Source organism: Shimia sp. Alg240-R146 (assembly GCF_947331465.1).
Taxonomy (GTDB): Bacteria; Pseudomonadota; Alphaproteobacteria; order Rhodobacterales; family Rhodobacteraceae; genus Shimia.
This window is the reverse complement of sequence record NZ_CAMZOK010000001.1, coordinates 845,055-862,552: the sequence shown is the minus strand read 5'-3', so window position 1 is coordinate 862,552 and position 17,498 is coordinate 845,055. Positions and strand designations below refer to the sequence as shown.

Here is a 17,498-nt window from a genome sequence, read left to right as displayed (position 1 = left end):
GGCCAACGGTATTTTCTCCAAAGCGGATGTCACATATCGACCCGAAGGATCGGCACTCCGTCGCTGGTGCGCTCAACCGAGTGGCCTTTGGGTCCGACCGTGCCCCGGATCCGTTTTCGCACATTGCTAAAATGCTCGGACGTGACCACGTCGATGGGCGTGTCCAGCTTTAAGGCCAATCGGAACCATCCTGACTTGACCTCCGAAACCGACGTCACCTCGGCGCGGAAATCTTGCGAAAGATAGGTTCCCGTGACCTGCTCGCCAACACGCCACCCGACAGGGGGCGCATTGCCGATCACTGCCAGAAAGCTATTCCAATCCCGATAACCGTTTTGACGTGCGATCATTTCAAGCGACTCAGAATGGCTCACGGTCCTGCCCTGGTCGGCCAGCGTCCCGCGCAGCCGTTTTGCCGCGTTCTTTGCCTGTGCTGCAGATGGACGTTCAGCGTTCATGGTGCTGCTCCTTCTTGCACGTGGAAAACGCCCCACTTCAAACCGGTGGTACGGGCTGTATGGGCCAACACCAGCGCCGTGAGGCCCAACATCAGAACCTCCGCCACGGGACCAGCATACCAGATACCGATTTCGCCAAACAGCAAAGGCAAGCCAAACGTCAGAGGAATCGCCAGCGCATAGGGCTTTGTCAGACCAAGCAATGCGGCTTTCGCGGCGTTGCCGATGGCCTGAAAATAGGTCGCGACCATCATCATTGGCCCCATGAGGAAGAAGACCACCGTCATCACCGGAAGAATGCGCGCAACCTCCCCGATCACAGCGCCATCTTCAACAAACGCACCCGCGATGTCGGCGGCGAAGGTCGTCACAAGACCCTGAACCATCACGCAATAGACAAACGACACCCAAAGCGCGGCCCTAAGGCTGGCATCCGACCGGTGCCAAAGCTTGGCCCCGAAATTGTTGCCAGTGATTGTTTGCAAGGCAAAGGACAGGCCCAGAAGCGGCAAGAAAGCAAAGGTGATCACACGCGTGATAATACCATAGGCGGTGATCGTATCCGCATAGCCATCCCTGCCAACCCACTGCAACGCCGCAATGATGGCCGCAGATCCCAGCGCCAACCCGATAAAGTTCAGGCTTTGGGGCGCGCCAAGCGCCAGAACGCGCCCCCAGTGCGCTGTCAGCCCGTGGGACAGCAAAGCCGAAGGTCGCAGGACAGTTTTGCCAAACACCCGGACGTATAAAATGATGGCAAAAGCCAGCGCTTGCGCCGCCGCCGTGCCAAAGGCCGACCCCGCAACGCCCATCTCCAGAACCGCAATCAGGACGTAGTTGAATCCGATGTTGGACACCGAGACGAGGAGGCTCATGGCCGCCATGAAGCCGACGCGACCCTCGTTGCGCAAAGCGTCTGAATTGACTGACAGAACGAATAGCAGCGGCGAGAAAAAAACCGTGATCTGAAGATAGACAAGTCCCATCTGCGCCAAATTTTCGGACCCGCCAGCCGCAAGCACCGTGACCGGACCTCCCAGCAGGTAAAACAGGAGAACCAGCACCAGACCCAAGGCAACGGCCAGTCCGTGCGAGCCCGCAAAGATCGCACGGGATCTCTCCATGTCACCAGCCCCCAGGGACCGGGCCAGTAGGCTCGACATGCCGTTCGCCACAAGCGTGGAAAGCGCCACGATCAACATGTAAATCGGGAACATAAGGGTAACGGCCGCCAAGGCATCAGGGCCAACGAAATGACCCAAAAACAGGGCATCTGCTACGGACAAAAGTCCGTTCATGCCCATCACAAAAATGATCGGCAGCGCGGTTTTCAAATAGATGATAGCCATCGGGCCATCTGTAAACGTGTTGGTGGGGGAAACTTCTGTGGTCTCAGACATAGCTCATCTCTCTCGTCAGATCGCGCAGTGAAAGATGGAGCCCCGTATTACCATCCGCGCGATATGCACAAAGAGTTCAATAGCTTTATGTCGTAACAGAACTTCACCAAGACAAGCGTCCACGGGAGGCAGGCGTCTGCAGCCGTGCGCTTAGTTAGTCAGTCTTCGCTCGTGCGTCGAGTGGGCTCGACGTCCCTTTCTCACAAACAAAAACGGCAATCGCTTTCCTGCGATTGCCGTTTTTGTTTTCTTCCCGATTTTGACCTCAACAGACGTCAAATAGGGCACCGACGTGTTACAGCTTACTGCAGACGCTCCGCAACCATCGCGATCAGCTTCTTATGATCGACGTCAAACTTGCGAATCCCTTCGGCCAATTTCTCGGTCGCCATCGGATCTTGGTTCATCTCCCAACGGAAAGTCGCCTCGTCCATCGTCACGGGCGCAACACCGCTGGCGGTCTCTGGTGACAACACACGCGGCAGCGCCGCTTCTTCGCTGTCCAGCGCATCCAGCAGCGCCGGCGCGATTGTCAGGTTGTCACAACCTGCCAGCGCTTTGATCTGATCCACGTTGCGGAACGACGCGCCCATCACAACGGTGTTGATGCCGTTGGACTTGTAATAATCATAGATGCCACGCACAGATTTCACGCCCGGATCGTCATTCGGCGCATAGCTTTCCACGCCGTCTGACGCTTTGTACCAATCAGTGATACGGCCAACGAATGGCGAGATCAGGAACGCCTTGGCATCTGCACAGGCCACCGCCTGCGCCATGCTGAAGAGCAACGTCAGGTTACAGTCAATGCCTTGATTCTGAAGGATTTCCGCCGCGCGAATGCCTTCCCAAGTCGAGGCCAGCTTGATCAAAATGCGTTCTTTTCCAATCCCGCGCTCGGCGTAATCCGCAATGATCGCCTGCGCGCGTTTTACCGACGCCTCGGTGTCAAACGACAGACACGCATCAACTTCGGTCGATACACGACCCGGCACCAAGGCCGTCAGGCGCGCGCCCACAGCCACGGTCAACGCATCGGCCACTTGTTCTGCCGACAACCCGCCAGCGCGACCCTTTTCGATCTCGGCAGTCACCATTTCGGCGGAACCGGCATCGCTCAATGCGGCCAACACCAGCGACGGGTTCGTGGTGCAATCCACTGGCTGATATGTTTTGACGGCCTCGACTTCGCCGGTATCGGCGACAACCACGGTCATCTCTCTCAATTGGTTCAAAACGCTCGCCACGTTGATCTCCTTGTCTCGGGTTGAACGGGCCCTGCCCGCAACCCTGATCGCATGATGGGGTTACCGCCTTTTAGTCCGCTTATGCAGGTGCAAACAACACCCAATGGACGCCCGCAGCGCAAGATTGCCAACCACATCCCCCAAGCCACAAAAAAAGGCCATGCAATGCATGGCCTTAGCTTGAAGATGTCGCTTACGGTCAGACAAGCTTTTGCAGCATGTCTTTCTCATAGGGCGCCAGATCGGCAAACTTGCCGTCTTGCACCTGATTGGCCCAATCAGGGTTCGCAATCAGCGCACGGCCAACCGCGACCATGTCGAACTCATCTTTCTCAAACCGCTCCAGCAGGTTGTCGATGCTCGCAGGCTCCGCTGCGTTGAAATCGGCCATACCGCTTTCCGGCAGGAAATCCTGATTGAGACCAACACTGCCCACCGTAATCGTCGGCTTGCCGGTCAAGTTGCGTGTCCAGCCTGCGAGGTTCAGGTCACTTCCCTCAAACTCCGGCTCCCAGAATCGGCGGGTCGAGCAATGGAAGATATCCACACCGGCATCCGCCAGCGGCTTGAGAAACCCTTCCAATTGTTCCGGCGTCTCGCAAAGGCGAGCGGTGTAGTCCTGCTGTTTCCACTGCGAAAACCGGAAGATGATCGGGAACTCTTCACCAACGGCCGCACGAACGGCCTTCACCAATTCCAATGCGAACTTGGACCGACCTGCCAGATCACCACCATAGGCGTCGTCGCGCACATTGGTGCCGTCCCAGAAGAATTGGTCAATCAAATAGCCATGTGCGCCGTGCAGCTCGATCGCGTCAAACCCAATCTCCTTGGCATCAGAGGCAGCTTGGGCAAATGCTGCAATCACCTCGTCAATGTCGGCCTGTTCCATCGCGTGACCAGTGACTTTGCCCGGCTTGGCCATGCCGCTCGGGCTGTGGCCCGGCTCATCGCCACCGGGGTTCACACCGGGGCGACGGATGCCACCGACGTGCCACAACTGCGGGGCAATCTTGCCGCCCGCCTCATGCACTGCGTCAACGACTTTTTTCCAGCCAGCCAGCGAATCTTCACCAGAAAATGCCGGCACATTCGGATAAGCAATCGCTGCCTTGTGACCAACAAAGGTGCCTTCCGTGATAATCAGACCAACGCCCCCTTCGGCACGCGCCTTGTAATACGCAATGTTCTTGGAGTTCGGGACGTTGCCGGGCGAATACATGCGTGTCATCGGCGCCATGGCGACACGATTCTTCACTTGCAACTTGCCCAGATCCACGGGCGTGAACAGGATATCTTGGCGGCTCATCTTGGTTTTCCTCTGACTGCGGAGCGTATGCCTTCGGGCGCACAACTTCTGTTGCCCTATGCTCTACCGCGCGTCGCTCGTTGCGCAATCCATTCTGCCAAAACGATCGATTTTTGACCCAACGTCGCAAATGCAGTGCAACACACAACTTTTGTTGGCGCTGCAATACGCGTCACACCGTTCCTTCCCCCCTTGCGGCGGGGGATTGAAAGGCCTTGGACAACAGTAAGTCTCTATTAACGCCACGTGATTACAAACACCTCAACTTCACGACTTCAGATGGCAACTGAGTCTTGCCGGAATGTGTGCCCCTTGCAGGCCAAGGCTTCCGCCCGACAGCCTCATGCGCCGAAGAAATGGAAAGACGACGTGTCGCAGATGCCATCAGGCCGTCTCAAGACACCGATGCATAAAGCGTGCCTGCGCACGCCGAACTGCGGGTTGAACAAAACTAGACGCGCCACAGAGACGGCGCAACACACCAGACCTCACCAAGGATTTGGCCACGGTCTGATCGGAGCACGAAATGAACGCTGAAAAAAAACGGGCCTTTGGACTATCGATAATGTCGCGTCTATTGCTGCCGATTGTGGCCTGTATTCTGGTCGCCTTTGTTGCAACAACCGTGTTCTGGGTAACCAAACAAAGCGCCACCTTGGTGAAAGCTTTCGAAAACGAAGTGACCCTGGCTCAAACATTCCTTGAATCCCCGGTCGCCGCTGCGGTTTGGGATTTTAACGCCGAGGGCGTTAGCGGCGCGATTGGCGGCGTGAGCGAAATGGAGAATGCACTGTTTGCCAAGGTGTTCGTAGATGGCGACGTCTTCGCTGAATTGGCCGTGGAAGGCACCAACCCAGAAGGTTGGGACGCGGGCGTAGCAGAAATCCTCGCGGGGACCGAGGCCGCGATGCAACTGGAATCCGGCGGTGTGGCTTACGTGAAGTTCCCCATTCGCCACTCCGATGGCACCGTTGTCGCAACTATGGTGATGGGTTTTGACGGCGGCGTGATCGCCTCTGTGGTAAACACACTTTACACGCAATCAGGCTTTGCCGTTGCGCTTATCTGCTTGCTGATCTCCGGCATCGTATATGTATCGGCCTCTGGCGTGACACGCCCTCTGGCGCGCATTGTGGCACGCATTACCACCCTGCGCGAAGGCGACACCCAAACCGACGTGCCCGAAATCGACCGCAAAGATGAACTTGGACGCCTGGCGCGTTCGGTTGCCGCGTTTTCCGTAACTATCAAGGAAAACAAGGCGCTCGAAGACAAGTCCCACGAGGACGCCCGCGAGCAGGCCGAAGTTGTTTCTGAATTGGCCGAAGGTTTGAACCAATTGGCGAAAGGTCAGTTGAGCTATCGCATCGCCACCGAGTTCCAATCCGATTACGAAATGTTGCGGGCGGACTTCAACAAAACAGCGGCGGCGCTGGATGACGTCATCGGCCGTGTCTTGGGCACAATTTCCGAGATCGAAGACGAGACCGGTCAGATGGCGAAAGGCACACACGACCTTGCGAAGCGCACGGAGAACCAGGCCGCGACGCTTGAGGAAACCGCTGCGGCCATCAGCCAGATCACCGATGGTGTTCAATCGGCGTCTGATCAAACAAAGCTTGTGGAACGCACTGTAGACACCACAAAAACAGACGCGGTGCGGGGCGGTGAAATCGTAAAATCCGCGATCGAAGCGATGCAGGATATCAAGGACAGCGCCGTCAAGATCAGCGAAATCAATGGCTTGATCGAAGACATTTCTTTCCAAACCAACCTTCTTGCGCTCAACGCAGGTGTCGAAGCTGCGCGCGCCGGGGACAGTGGACGTGGTTTTGCTGTTGTGGCCTCCGAAGTCCGGTCGTTGGCGCAACGCTCCGCGACCAGTGCCAGCGAAATCAAAGGACTGATCGAGACATCGGCGGATCAGGTGCAAGTCGGCGTGAACCTTGTCGACAAGGCCGGTAAGGCCATCGAGGAGATCACCAACAAGATTCAGGACGTCAGCAAACTGGCCGCGCAAATTGCCGAAAGCTCACGCGATCAGGCCTCTGCGATCACCGAGATCAACGCAGGTGTCATGGATCTGGATCGGGTCACCCAACAAAACGCCGGGCTCGTGGAACGCTCCAGCGATCAGGGTCGCGCCTTGCAGACCGCCGCGCGTGAACTGGGGGCATTGGTGGCGAGCTTCCGTCCTTCGCCAACCAATCAGACCGCGTCGCCAAAAGCCGGCAATGCAACCGTGCCTATGCGAAAATCTGCCTGACAAGATTGCCAAGCAGACCCATGAAAAGAGCGCTCGCAAGTGCGCTCTTTTTTTGTTTGCAAATGTCAGCCTCAAACTTCCGGAACATTCCTTGTCTGCATACATGCAGACGCTTCTGACACGCTCATTAGAAATCGCCGTAGATCTTCCCGCACGCCGGTTTGACCCGATGATCACCAAAGGCAAAGCCGGTCTCGCGCCAATGGTCCAAGCCGCTTTGAACGCTGCTAAAGAAAGCGGGCTCAAGGAAGAGTTGTTGCGGGAATTCTTCTTGGCGATCTCTGATCCAAATGGTCTCAACATGGACGGCCGCTCTTGGCGGAGGCCAAAAGCTGAAGCAATACGTGTGCTAAATTTGGGAAATGGCGCTCTGGGGAGGATTCGAACCCCCGACCCCCTGATTCGTAGTCAGGTACTCTATCCAGCTGAGCTACCAGAGCGCGGTGAGGGGGATTTAGAGCCTACACCGGACAAGCGCAAGGGCAAAACGAAAGAAAATTCAGATTGCCGCCACATCGCCTTTGGGCAGGCAGATTTCAAAGCAGGTTCCTGCCGATCCGGTCTCTTTAAGCAACAAATCCCCGCCGTGGCCGCGCACCAGTTCCGCCGAAATCGCCAAACCGAGTCCAGAGCCCCCTTTGCGTGTCCCGCCCTGAAACGGCGTGAACAAATGCTCCTGTGCCTTGGGTGGCAGGCCAGGCCCCGTGTCGCGCACTTCGATCAGCCAAGCGTCCTGATCCTCGCGTGCAGCGACCGCAATTTCGGCCCCCTGCCCCGATGCGATAATCGCCTGCCGCGCATTGCGCACCAGATTGGAAATCACCCGAAACAACTGCTCTGGGTCAGCGCGCACCGTTAGCCCCGCGGGAATGTCCTCGGCAAAGCTCAGATCAAACTCCCCCACAGCAAGGCGCTCGCTGTCCACGACATCGCTCACCAGATCTGCCAACATCACCTGCGACAGCTTGGGCGGCGGCTCTTCGGCTTTGCCAAAGGCCAGCGTGCTCTCACACAGGTTCACCGCCCGTGTGATGGATCCCACCAATTTCGGCGCCAGACGGCTCACCAACGGATCTTCGCTGGTTTCAATGCGATCGGTAAACAACTGCGCTGAGGTCAGGATATTGCGCAAATCATGGCTCACCTTGGCCACCGCACCACCGAGTTGCGCCAACCGCTCTTTTTGTTTGAGCGAGGCGGTCAATTCGGTCTGCAACGTTTGCAAGGCCTCCTCGGCTTCCCGCAACTCCCGCACGCCAGCCGTTGGCTGAATGATCCGTCGGGCATCCTCCGGCGCGGCCGCATAGCTCTGCATATAACCAACAACGCCTTTGATCGGTTTCACCAGAATCGCCCGAACAGCGAGGAACAGCAAAAACGCGGTAAAGGCGGAAATCACAGCCGACAGCACCAGAACACGCACGCCGTAATCCACCATCGCCATGCGCAGCCCCTTGGTGTCCATCGTCACCTCGATCAGCAATCCGGCCTCCAGAACCGGCGCACCAATGACGCGGATCACACGATCCTCCCGATCCAGCAATTGCATCACCGCATCGCGGATCAACAAGCCCGCAGTCGGGTCGCGCATGTCATAAGTCGCAGCAATCGGGTTTGGGATAGGGCTCGACAACATCAACTGCCGCACCTCATTGCGGCGCAACACGACGTTATAGACCTCCGCATTGCGCAACAGTTCTTCTTCGAGATCCATGTCGATCATGTCATCCGCCAGCAACGCCAGCGACGCAATCTGCGCACGCTCCAGACGACTCAACAGATAATCCTGACGGAACCGCGCAATCGACGGCACAAAGATCAACACTTCCGCCAGCATCACGAAGATGATGGTCAGGATCAGGAAACGACCTGAAAGTGTGTTGAGCATCTGTGCCCGCCCCTTATCGTTCGGCGATTATGGCAGCCAGCGTTGAACCAAGCCGACCACCCGTTTGACCTTAGGATTATCAAACAGTTGGGGAGAGAAATAGGCCCCTGCAACCCGCTTGTTGATTTCTCCTACCGTCGGATAGGGCGACACCATGCCTGCAACCGCGCTCATCTTGAGCTTGTTGGCAATCACGAGCGCCCAAAGATTGATCAACTCGCCTGCCTGTGGGCCGGCAATAGACACGCCAACGGGACGGCCTTTGACGACCATCGCCTTGATCAACCCCTTGGCTTTACGTTCGGCAATCAGGCGGTCGTTGTGGCCGATGTCAAACCGCACCACAGTCAGCTTTTCTCCGTATATTTTGCGCGCTTCAGCTTCGGTTGGACCAATCTGCGCCAACTCGGGGTCTGTATAGGTCGCATAAGGGATGTGATCTGTGCGCGCCTTTGCAGGCAGCCCAAACAACGCGGATCGGATGATCACCCCGGCCTGATAGCCCGCCACATGGGTAAACTGCGCGCCACCCGCCACATCGCCGATCGCATAAACCCGCTTGTTGGTGGTCTTCAGGCTCGCATCCACCTTAATGCCCATGCGCGTGGTCTCAATTCCTGCGGCCTCAAGGTTCAGCCGCTCCATATTGGCGTTGCGCCCGACGGCCACCAACAAGTGTGAGCCGCCAAAGCTGCGCCCGTCCTGCGTTTCCACGGTGATCTTGCCGGCCGCACCGCTGATCTGTTTGGCCAGCGCGTCTTCGGCGATCTCCACCCCTTCGGCTTCCAGATTGTCCAACACAATCGCCGCCATTTCCGGATCATCCCGGCCCAGCGCTTTGGCGCCTTCAATAACAGTGGTCTTGATGCCCAACCGCTGATGCGCTTGCGCCATTTCCATGCCAATCGGCCCACCGCCAATGATCAAAAGATGCTCCGGCGTCTCCGTCAGATCAAACAGCGTCTCGTTGGTCAGATAAGGCACGCTGTCCAAGCCCGGGATCGGCGGCACCAGCGGGCTGGAACCTGTTGCGACAATCACCCGTCGCGCGGTGATGCGGTGATCGCCGGCTTCCACGACACGTGGGCTGACAAATGTTCCAAATTCACGGATCACCCGCACGCCGAACCCTTCGAAGCGCTCTTGGCTGTCCATCGGCTCGATCTGGGCAATTACGTCTTTCACATGCGCCTTGGCCGCCGCGTAATCCACCTGCGGCACCTGATCGGCCACGCCATACTGCGCGCTTGTCGACTGCCCGTGCGCTGCCTTGGCGCTCGCAATCAGCGCCTTACTCGGCACACAGCCAAAGTTAAGACAATCGCCACCCATCTCGTGGCCTTCCAGCAGAACCACACTGGCCCCCATCTGGCTGGCACCCGCAGCAACAGACAGCCCACCAGAGCCGGCGCCAATCACCAGCAAATCACATTTGATATTGTCCATCAGATCGCTTCCTTGCCGCGAATATATTTCAATGCCACCGGCAACGCCGACAATGCCGCCAACCCGAGAATCGGCAACAACACATGCGGCTCAAAGATTATACCTAGGTTGGGGGTTTCTCCCTGCGCGAACACTTCACCCAGCCCAGCGCCCACGGATGTGTATACCAACCCACCCGGAATGATGCCCACAAAGGTCGACACCACATAGCGCCACAAAGACACCCCAACCAGCGCCGGGATCAAATTGGCGACAAAAAACGGCACCAAGGGCACCAGCCGGATGATGAAAAGCATCGACCACTGATTCTCATCAATACCCGCCTTGATCGCCTTGATGCGCCCTTCGCTGGCATCCATCTTCGCCGACAGCTTCTCACCAAGCCCCCAACGGGCGGCCAGAAACACAATCGTCGCGCCCATCGTCGCCGCACCAACGTTATAAAGAACCCCGGGGAAGGTCCCGAACAAGAACCCGCCCGCCAACGTGGCAATTGTCGCCCCTGGCAGCGAAAACCCCGCGATCAGCACATAAATCATCATAAATGCGGCCACCGCCGCCCAATAATGCGCATCACGATAGGCAATCAGCATTTCGCGATTGTCCCGCAACGCCTCAAAAGTCAGGTAGTCCCCCAACAACCATGCGCCGCCCAGCGCCACCGCGCCAATCACCGCCAATGGCAACAAACGTGCCAAACCTGATTTGGGGGGTGTCTCGGTATTCGTCATATCAGCCACATCCGGCCTCTTCTTGTTGCTTGCCTTAAACATGCGGCAGTGACCGCCAAAACAACAGGGACCTCACGGGCGCTTGATCGTGACGGGGCGTTTCGTGACGAATGGCGCTCGAAGCGTAACAATTGACCGCTTCGCAGCCGAATTTCACGCCCCCAAAAGCGGATTTTGAAACGTTATCAGGCCGCAAATCTGCTAAATGCGGAATATCCCCGCCGACGCTTGCCTTTTTGATACAAAACCGACATCACCCGTTTGACTTATCCGGCCCACAGGTCTAAAGACCGGGCTTCCAATAGAACGGGCACCGCGAATCTGTCGCCGGAGCCCAGCACACACAAATCGGAGACGGAGCGATGAAACGCACCTACCAACCATCGAACCTCGTTCGTAAACGGCGCCACGGTTTCCGTTCGCGCATGGCCACCAAAGCCGGCCGCAAGATCCTGAACGCACGCCGCGCACGCGGTCGTAAGTCGCTGAGCGCATAAGCTCACCGACCGTTTTGACGGAATGACACCGCCGGAGACCCCCAAGGATGGCCCAGCCAGCCAAGGGAGCGCGTCTCCGGCGGTTTCCGTTCGTCTGGAGGTCATGAAAAAACGCAGCGATTTCCTCGCTGCCGCCCGCGCCCGCAAACAGGGCACCAAGGCGATGATGGTGCAGGCCCGCAAGCGCCGTGACACCGAAGACGTCGATCCTCTCGCGATCCGCATCGGCTTTACCTGTTCCAAGAAAGTTGGCAACGCCGTCGCCCGCAACCGCGCCAAACGGCGCATGCGCGAAGCGGCCCGCCTGATGTTGCCCGAATTTGGCAAACCCGGCTGGGACTATGTCCTGATCGGCCGCAAAGACGAAACTGACCAGCGCGATTTTGTCACCCTGCAAGGTGATCTCAGATACGCCCTGCGCAAATTGCACGCCTCCTGACGTTGTAATTCGCGGCGACCCTAGGCGCTGGTTTGCGGCGAGAGCGGAACTTTGCGTGATGGAAACTCCTGCCCCCACGCGTGTAAGCCCACAACGACCGCTTCCAATTTTCGGCCCTTCTCTGTCAGCGAATATTCGACCTTCGGCGGCACCACCGCATAAACCTCGCGATGGAGTATCCCGACGTCCTCCAGTTCGCGCAGTTGCTTTGTCAGCGTGCGTTGCGTGACCGTACCCAAACGTCGGCTCAATTCATTGAACCGCAGCGTGCCCCCCAGCAGGTGATAAATCACCAGCCCTTTCCACTTGCCCGAAATCTGTTCCAGCGCGCCTTCAACCGGGCATCCGCCGCTACAGTCATAATCTTCAAACCGGTTCATTTCTTCCTCGCAATCGCGGTCACAGTATCCTTTTGGCCCCTATATGTCCAAAAGGTGCGTACTTGCATAGATTATCGCAAATCACACATAAGAGCGACACAACAAATTTACACCCTCTCGGAGATTGTCATGTCCCTCACCATTCTTGCCCAAATCACCGCTGCCGCCGGAAAAGAAGCCCTTGTCGAGGATGAATTGAAAAAGCTGATCGACATCACCCGCGCCGAAAAAGGCTGCATCAACTACGACCTGCACCAGGACAACGAAAATCCCGGCCTCTTTGTCTTTTACGAAAACTGGGAAAGCCGTGAGTTGTGGCAAACCCACATGAACGCGCCGCACCTCGCCGCATATATGGCCGCCACCGACGGCGCCGTGGACAGCTTCGTGTTAAACGAAATGACCAAGATTGACTGACTAGGCGTGGCTCGTCCCCACCGTTGGCCACTCTGCTCCCCTACTCAATAAAGGAACTCCCCATGAAAGCCGTCGTTTTCAAAGCCGCAGGTCCGATTGACCGCCCCGACAGCCTGATCGACATCACTCTGGACAAACCCGCCCCGACTGGGCGCGACATTCTTGTCAAAATCAACGCCGTGTCCGTGAACCCCGTAGACACCAAAGTCCGTCAGCGTCCATTGGCAGCAGACGCCGAATTCGGCGTGCTGGGATATGACGCCGCTGGTGTGGTCGAGGCCGTCGGCCCCGACGCAACATACTACAAACCGGGCGACGCGGTGTTTTACGCAGGCTCCATTGCGCGCGCAGGCACCAACAGCGAATTTCATCTGGTGGATGAACGCATCGTTGGCCGCAAACCGACCACGCTGACCGACGCCGAAGCCGCGGCTCTGCCACTCACGGCCATCACCGCGTATGAGATGCTGTTTGACCGCCTGAAGGTACGTGACGCAACGCCTGAGGGCAGCAACACCATCCTCGTGATTGGCGGCGCAGGAGGCGTCGGCTCGATCACCATCCAACTGCTGCGGGCACTGACCGACATGACGGTCATCGCCACCGCGTCGCGTCCCGAAACGCAAGCGTGGGTCAAAGACCTTGGTGCGCATCACGTGATCGACCACCGTGAACCTATCGCACCACAAGTTGCGGCCCTTGGTCTTGGCGCGCCCGGCTATGTGTTCTCCACCACCATGACCGATGCGCATTTTGACGACATCATCGAGCTGATCGCACCTCAAGGCCGCTTTGGCCTGATTGACGATCCTGCCACGCTGAACGCCATGCCGCTCAAGCTCAAAGCGATTTCGTTGCATTGGGAAATGATGTTCACCCGCTCACTGTTTGGCACCGCCGACATGGACGCCCAGCGCGATCTGCTAAACGAAGTGGCGGATCTGGTCGATGCAGGCAAACTGCGCACTACCGTGACCGACGTGGCCGGCAAGATCGATGCCGAGACGCTCAAGCAAGTGCACGCCCTGATCGAAAGCGGCACAGCCAAAGGCAAGATCGTCCTCGAAGGTTTCTAACCACTCTGCTGCGTCCGCTCCGGCGGGCGCAGCCGCACAGGGCGACGGCCTCGCCAAAGGTTTTGCCCGTTGCGCAACGCGCGATCCGTTAGCTCAATTTCGGCTCCAAATCGCACCGACGCAATACCGACGTGATGCAGACGTAATGCCGACGGATGAAATCCCGAAAAACAAGACGATTAACCACGATTCTCCATGATCTGTCCGCCCTACCCTTGGCAGGCTCCTGCCAAGCGGGTAACAACGGCCTCCAGAAGAGGTCCCAGACATGAAGAAGCAAGACATGAACCGCGATTGGATCGCAACTGCCCGCACACTCTCTCAGGCCCTGCCTTACCTGCAGCGCTACGCAGGCGCGATCGTTGTCATCAAGCTTGGCGGCCACGCCATGGGCAGCGACGAAGCCATGGAAGATTTCGCCCGCGATGTGGTTCTGATGCGTCATGTCGGCATCAATCCCGTGATCGTTCATGGCGGTGGCCCGATGATCAACGCGATGCTGGAACGTCTTGAAATAAAATCCGATTTTGTGCACGGCAAACGTGTCACCGATGCCGCAACCGTAGAGGTGGTCGAGATGGTGCTGTCAGGTGTCGTCAACAAACGCATCGTGCAGGCGATCAACCGTCAAGGCGGCAAGGCTGTTGGCCTTTCGGGCAAGGATGCCAACCTGATGATTTGCGACCAAACCGATCCTGAACTGGGATTTGTGGGCTCGCCCGCGGATATGGACGCCACGGTCCTGACCGATCTCTTTGCCAATGACACCATTCCTGTCGTCGCGCCTCTGGGCGCTGGCCGCAATGGCGAAACCTTCAACGTCAATGGCGATACCGCCGCCGGCGCCATTGCCGGCGCCCTGCAGGCCGACCGCCTGCTGTTGCTGACCGATGTGGAGGGTGTGAAAAACGCGTCCGGTGAAATTTTGACAGAGCTGAAAGCGCAGCAAATCAAAGACTTGACCGCAGAAGGCGTCATAGCGGGCGGCATGATCCCAAAGACGGAAACCGCGTTGAACGCCATCGACAAAGGCGTGCGCGCTGTGGTCATCCTCGACGGCCGCGCCCCCAACGCCTGCCTTTTGGAGCTGTTCACCGAACACGGCGCAGGCTCGATGATCCGCGCGGATTGATCTGCACACTCTTTATATATTCTCAAAACAGAATACATTGAAACCACCTATTGGAGCTTTCAATGTCTGATGACCTTCTGATCCGCCTGCTGTTTTTCTTCGGCCTCTTTGTGCTTCTGGCCGTTGCCGAACGCCTGCTTCCCCGTCGTAAACTGCGGTGGTCCCGCCCGCGACGCTGGCTGACCAACTGGGGTTTTTCGGTGCTCAACACGCTGACACTCCGACTGGTGGCACTGGCACTTCCTCTGCTTGCCATCGGTGCCGCACTTGATGCGCAAACCCGCGGTTGGGGTTTGCTCAACCAGATCCAACTTCCTGATTGGATTGCAGTATTTCTGGCGGTGTTGATCTTGGACTTCGCCATCTGGCTACAGCATCTGATCACACACAAGATCCCGCTGCTCTGGCGCCTGCACAGGGTTCACCACGCCGATCCGGACCTGGACGTCACCACAGCCATCCGGTTCCATCCGGTGGAAATTGCCCTGTCCATGGGCCTCAAGGTCGGACTTGTCTACGCGCTAGGCGCCCCACCGCTGGCTGTGCTCATCTTTGAAATCCTTCTGAACGCGACCGCGCTTTTCACGCATTCCAATATTCGCCTGCCGATTGCCTTGGACCGCATCATGCGCCTTGCCTTGGTGACGCCTGACATGCACCGTGTGCATCATTCCGTGCATCGGGACGAACACGACAGCAACTATGGGTTTGCCTTATCGATCTGGGACCGAACGCTCGGAACCTACATCGCGCAACCCCGCGAGGGACATGATAAGATGACCATCGGCCTTGCATGGCAGGACAAACGCCCAACCCGATTCGGCTGGAGCTTTCTTCTGCCGTTCGGTCGCAAATGAGTTACGCCGAGATAGCCAAACAGGCCAAAGATCGGGGCTTGATTGTAATGGGCGCATTGCACCCTCGCGCGGTATATTCTGCGGACGACGAAGTTGGCACAATTGTTCTGCTTGGCACCGGAGCGGATTTCTGGCCGGTGTTTTCCCAAGCCTCTGAATACCTCGATGCCGCGCCAAATCCGGTGGACCGCTGGTCCAAACGCGTTTTGGCTGAGATCGCTCTACCTATTGCCGCAGAGTGTTCTTTTCCCTCTGACGGCCCACCGTACCCACCATTTATCTCGTGGGCGCTGAACACTGGCCGCTTCTTTCAAAGTCCTGTTGGCATGATGGTTCACGACACCGTCGGCCTGATGGTGTCTTTGCGCGGCGCACTGCATCTGAGACAGGAAGTCCTCTTGCCGGCACCCACTGGGACGTCTCCCTGTGACACCTGCCCTGCCCCTTGCACCACTGCCTGTCCAGTCTCAGCTCTAAGTGCGGAAAACCTCTATAACCTATCGGCCTGTCATGATTTTCTCGACACATCCGACGGTGCCGGCTGCATGGCGCGCGGCTGCATCGCCCGACGTGCCTGCCCGCTTAGCGTAGGTGCAGCCCGCACCGACGTCCAATCCGCCTTGCATATGAAAGCCTTCCATCCATGAGCCTCACCCTGATCCTGATGCGCCACGCCAAATCCAGCTGGGATGACCCGCTACAATCAGACCACGACCGACCACTCAACAAGCGCGGCCGGGCCTCGGCCAAAGCAATCGGGGCATGGCTGCTCGAAACTGAATATCTACCGGATCAACTGTTGTGCTCTACGTCTGAACGCACCCGCGAAACCTTCTCCCGCCTTGGCCTAAAGGTCACGGACACACGCTTTGAGGACGCGCTCTATCATGCGGGTGCAAACACCATGCTGCGGCACTTGCACGTGGCAACTGGCACCACCGTTCTAATGCTCGGACACAATCCGGGGATAGGCCATTTCGCGGAGCTTCTTGCCCGTCAACGCCCCGACCATCCTCGATTTTTTGACTATCCGACAAACGCGACAACGATCTTTCGTTTCGACGCCGCCTCGTGGCAAGAGGTGCAGTTTGGCCAAGCCGAAGCCATCGACTTTGCCGTTCCCCGCGACCTCTTGGACAGCGCCAGCGGCTAACTGCTGCTACCCGCCATACTGCGCCACCAGCGCTTTAATCTCGGAATAGACCGCAGCCGATTTCCCGGTGTTCGACGCGTCACGATGCGGATCGGCGAAGCGGCCGGAATCATTGTCAAAATATGCGCCTGACTTGCCCAAAAAGGTGTCAGAAAGCGCCGCCTGCCGCAAAATGTCGGCGCCAATACTTAGGTCATTTCCGGCCACCCCGAACCCTTCTTTAACCATTTTGGAAGCCAGCAAACTCCCGGGGTTCACAGCCACCACCGACGGGCCGTCCGGCAACTCAGCCGCCAACTCGCGGCTCCAAATCGTGATCGCCAGCTTGCTCTGTGCATAAGCGTCCATCGCGCTGAGATCCCGCTGACCCTTCATTGCAGTCAAATCCACTGGCGCCTGCGCGGCCGATGACAAATTCACCACCCGACCGTCCGCGGGCATTTGGTCCAACAGCGCGCAGGTCAACAGATATGGCGTCAAGGTATTCACCACAAACCGCACATCCAATCCGTCAGCCGTGTGCGTTTGCGGCGTTTTGAAAACGCCCGCGTTGTTGATCAACACATCGATCGTGTCGTTATCCGCCTTTACGGCTTGGGCGAGCGCCGCGGTGTCTGAAAACGACGACAAATCAGCGCGATATCCCTTTACGACAAGGTCCTGCGTCACCCGCCCCAGTTTTTCGGCGCTGCGCCCGTGCACCAGAACCCTATGACCTTCCGATACCAGCAACTTGGCGGTTTCATACCCAATTCCATCTGTTGCGCCGGTGATCAAAATTGTCTTCGTCATGGTCTGCCCT

Annotated in this window: 18 protein-coding genes and 1 tRNA gene; 9 read left to right on the top strand and 10 right to left on the bottom strand. The window is 57.7% G+C overall.

Features of this window, described 5'->3' with window-relative positions:
• Window positions 1–29: 29 nt before the first annotated feature.
• The 4 genes from PG871_RS04145 to PG871_RS04130 form a co-directional block, all read right to left on the bottom strand.
• Window positions 30–458 carry a glyoxalase superfamily protein gene (locus PG871_RS04145; RefSeq protein WP_270726319.1) on the bottom strand — a complete coding sequence of 143 codons (429 nt, stop codon included), beginning with the start codon at window positions 456–458 and terminating at the stop codon, window positions 30–32.
• Window positions 455–1,858 carry an MATE family efflux transporter gene (locus tag PG871_RS04140; RefSeq protein WP_270726317.1) on the bottom strand — a complete coding sequence of 468 codons (1,404 nt, stop codon included), beginning with the start codon at window positions 1,856–1,858 and terminating at the stop codon, window positions 455–457. Before PG871_RS04140 ends, PG871_RS04145 begins: the two co-directional genes overlap by 4 nt.
• A 302-nt stretch (window positions 1,859–2,160) precedes the next feature.
• A complete protein-coding gene (gene tal / locus PG871_RS04135) occupies window positions 2,161–3,105 on the bottom strand; it encodes a transaldolase (RefSeq protein ID WP_270726315.1) in 945 nt (314 codons plus the stop codon).
• A gap of 199 nt (window positions 3,106–3,304) precedes the next feature.
• Complete coding sequence (locus PG871_RS04130; RefSeq protein ID WP_270726312.1) at window positions 3,305–4,414, bottom strand: NADH:flavin oxidoreductase; 1,110 nt, start codon at window positions 4,412–4,414, stop codon at window positions 3,305–3,307.
• A gap of 565 nt (window positions 4,415–4,979) precedes the next feature.
• Here PG871_RS04130 and PG871_RS04125 point away from each other — a divergent pair.
• On the top strand, window positions 4,980–6,680 hold the full coding sequence (locus tag PG871_RS04125) for a methyl-accepting chemotaxis protein (RefSeq protein WP_270726309.1): 1,701 nt from the start codon (window positions 4,980–4,982) through the stop codon (window positions 6,678–6,680).
• A 363-nt stretch (window positions 6,681–7,043) separates the two neighbouring features.
• Here PG871_RS04125 and PG871_RS04120 read toward each other — a convergent pair.
• The 4 genes from PG871_RS04120 to PG871_RS04105 all read right to left on the bottom strand — a co-directional run bounded on the left by PG871_RS04120 (window position 7,044) and on the right by PG871_RS04105 (window position 10,745).
• A tRNA-Arg gene (locus PG871_RS04120) sits at window positions 7,044–7,120 on the bottom strand.
• Window positions 7,121–7,179: 59 nt separating this feature from the next.
• Window positions 7,180–8,568: a sensor histidine kinase gene (locus PG871_RS04115; protein WP_270726307.1), complete on the bottom strand. Its 1,389-nt coding sequence runs from the start codon at window positions 8,566–8,568 to the stop codon at window positions 7,180–7,182.
• Between the two features lie 27 nt (window positions 8,569–8,595).
• Window positions 8,596–10,014 carry a dihydrolipoyl dehydrogenase family protein gene (locus PG871_RS04110; protein WP_270726305.1) on the bottom strand — a complete coding sequence of 473 codons (1,419 nt, stop codon included), beginning with the start codon at window positions 10,012–10,014 and terminating at the stop codon, window positions 8,596–8,598.
• On the bottom strand, window positions 10,014–10,745 hold the full coding sequence (locus PG871_RS04105; protein WP_270726303.1) for a TVP38/TMEM64 family protein: 732 nt from the start codon (window positions 10,743–10,745) through the stop codon (window positions 10,014–10,016). Before PG871_RS04105 ends, PG871_RS04110 begins: the two co-directional genes overlap by 1 nt.
• 362 nt (window positions 10,746–11,107) lie before the next feature.
• Between PG871_RS04105 and rpmH the strand changes: the two genes are divergently transcribed.
• A complete protein-coding gene (gene rpmH, locus PG871_RS04100) occupies window positions 11,108–11,242 on the top strand; it encodes a 50S ribosomal protein L34 (protein WP_048599009.1) in 135 nt (44 codons plus the stop codon).
• Between the two features lie 22 nt (window positions 11,243–11,264).
• Window positions 11,265–11,681: a ribonuclease P protein component gene (gene rnpA / locus PG871_RS04095; protein ID WP_270726267.1), complete on the top strand. Its 417-nt coding sequence runs from the start codon at window positions 11,265–11,267 to the stop codon at window positions 11,679–11,681.
• Between the two features lie 20 nt (window positions 11,682–11,701).
• On the opposite strand, the gene PG871_RS04090 is transcribed toward rnpA, so the two are convergent.
• Complete coding sequence (locus tag PG871_RS04090; protein ID WP_270726266.1) at window positions 11,702–12,061, bottom strand: winged helix-turn-helix transcriptional regulator; 360 nt, start codon at window positions 12,059–12,061, stop codon at window positions 11,702–11,704.
• A 129-nt stretch (window positions 12,062–12,190) separates the two neighbouring features.
• On the opposite strand from PG871_RS04090, the gene PG871_RS04085 reads away from it, so the two are divergent.
• The 6 genes from PG871_RS04085 to PG871_RS04060 all read left to right on the top strand — a co-directional run bounded on the left by PG871_RS04085 (window position 12,191) and on the right by PG871_RS04060 (window position 16,696).
• On the top strand, window positions 12,191–12,478 hold the full coding sequence (locus PG871_RS04085) for a putative quinol monooxygenase (protein WP_270726262.1): 288 nt from the start codon (window positions 12,191–12,193) through the stop codon (window positions 12,476–12,478).
• A gap of 62 nt (window positions 12,479–12,540) precedes the next feature.
• The gene (locus tag PG871_RS04080; protein WP_270726260.1) at window positions 12,541–13,554 is read left to right on the top strand and encodes a zinc-binding alcohol dehydrogenase family protein; all 1,014 of its coding nucleotides are present in this window, start codon (window positions 12,541–12,543) and stop codon (window positions 13,552–13,554) included.
• A 268-nt stretch (window positions 13,555–13,822) separates the two neighbouring features.
• Window positions 13,823–14,686, top strand: coding sequence for an acetylglutamate kinase (gene argB, locus PG871_RS04075; RefSeq protein ID WP_270726257.1), 864 nt, complete (start codon window positions 13,823–13,825; stop codon window positions 14,684–14,686).
• A gap of 62 nt (window positions 14,687–14,748) precedes the next feature.
• Complete coding sequence (locus PG871_RS04070; protein ID WP_270726255.1) at window positions 14,749–15,543, top strand: sterol desaturase family protein; 795 nt, start codon at window positions 14,749–14,751, stop codon at window positions 15,541–15,543.
• Complete coding sequence (locus PG871_RS04065) at window positions 15,540–16,190, top strand: ferredoxin (protein WP_270726254.1); 651 nt, start codon at window positions 15,540–15,542, stop codon at window positions 16,188–16,190. Before PG871_RS04070 ends, PG871_RS04065 begins: the two co-directional genes overlap by 4 nt.
• Window positions 16,187–16,696, top strand: a complete 510-nt coding sequence (locus tag PG871_RS04060) for a SixA phosphatase family protein (RefSeq protein WP_270726253.1) — start codon at window positions 16,187–16,189, stop codon at window positions 16,694–16,696. Before PG871_RS04065 ends, PG871_RS04060 begins: the two co-directional genes overlap by 4 nt.
• 6 nt (window positions 16,697–16,702) lie before the next feature.
• On the opposite strand, the gene PG871_RS04055 is transcribed toward PG871_RS04060, so the two are convergent.
• Window positions 16,703–17,488, bottom strand: a complete 786-nt coding sequence (locus tag PG871_RS04055) for an SDR family NAD(P)-dependent oxidoreductase (protein WP_270726251.1) — start codon at window positions 17,486–17,488, stop codon at window positions 16,703–16,705.
• Window positions 17,489–17,498: the final 10 nt, after the last annotated feature.